Below are 1194 nucleotides of genomic sequence, written 5' to 3'. Positions count from 1 at the left end.
CACGCTGCCCGCGCCGCTGATGGTGGTGCCGGTCTCCTGGCTTTGCTGGCCCTCGCGCGAGTTCTTGCCGCTCCAGCGGATGTCTTCTGCGCGGCCCGTCGTGACGCTGTCAGCACCCCACGACTGTCAGAAGCTTCTGCAGATCAATTAGATAGCCATACCCACCGTTCGCGGTACTGGACAAGGTGATATCCCCCCGCCAACTTCCGATCAATATGGACGGAACGTCTGTCCCGCGAAACGCAAACCTAAGATCGTGACGCGATCGGTACTGGAAGAGGTCTTCTTCTACGATATCCAATTCGCTATCCAATACGTCTTCGTAGAACGACTCAACCGCCGCAGCCAAGCTCTCGCGCTTCGGTAGGTAGGTCGGGGGGGCATCATGCCCAAGATGCCAAGCGACCTTGGCAACCCACGACAAGAAGGCACTGACGTTATGTACTTGCTCGATGACACGCGAGACTGCGTCTCCGTTCGGCGACTGAAGGACGAGCGAAATCAATCTCTCTTCGTTCGGCCATGCTGAGGGTGGCATCGGCCGGAGAAATGGCTTGCCGTCCACATAAACAATCAATTTATTCAACTTCAGCCTCCTCGACGCATGCGGTTGTATTCGGCATTTGTGATTGTGCCGCTGTCGCGAAGCCCTCTCAGCACTGAGATCGGCGCTTCGTTTCCAGGTATGGGGTAGCCATGCCAGCCGCCGGCGTTGTCAGGTTGAAATTCATAGAGCCGCCCATCGTAGTACCCATAGCGCTGCTTCCCCGCAGGAACAGAGCGATCCAAAACCTGCTGCGCGGTATCGTTGTTTAGATCCATCGGCGTTCCCCAGCCGCCTTGTTCATCGTGTTTTGGACTGGGTACATAGCGGTTCTCGCTCATCATGATCGAGCCGCCAAGAGAACCGTTGTTCGGTATCGAAGTTGACGTACTGCCTGGACTCGGACTGGATGCGCTATAGCCTGGCGTCCCCGCGTTACTTATTGCTGTTCCAGGCGTCGTCGTGGTGTTCGACCCTTGCACGACATCCGCCGACGTGCTGGTCGAGCCATCCAAGGCCCGAACGCCGCCTGCGCCATATCCCGTCGGGATCTGATCGGCAAGCGAGGGCTGGCTGGCCGCGAACTGGGTGCTGTTGACATACCCCACGGCCGCAGCCATCAACGGCAGCGAAGCGCACCAGTTGCTGGC

1 pseudogene is annotated in these 1194 nt (G+C 58.4%); it reads right to left on the bottom strand.

Annotation, left to right across the window (positions count from 1 at the left end):
• Nucleotides 1-588: 588 nt before the first annotated feature.
• Nucleotides 589-1194: pseudogene (locus tag A8M77_RS36385) on the bottom strand (SHOCT domain-containing protein); the annotation flags it as partial.

The sequence above is a fragment of the Variovorax sp. JS1663 genome (assembly GCF_002157355.1).
Classification (GTDB): Bacteria; Pseudomonadota; Gammaproteobacteria; order Burkholderiales; family Burkholderiaceae_C; genus Variovorax.
Note: the sequence above shows the minus strand (reverse complement) of the source record. Positions and strands in the feature narration are given on the sequence as shown.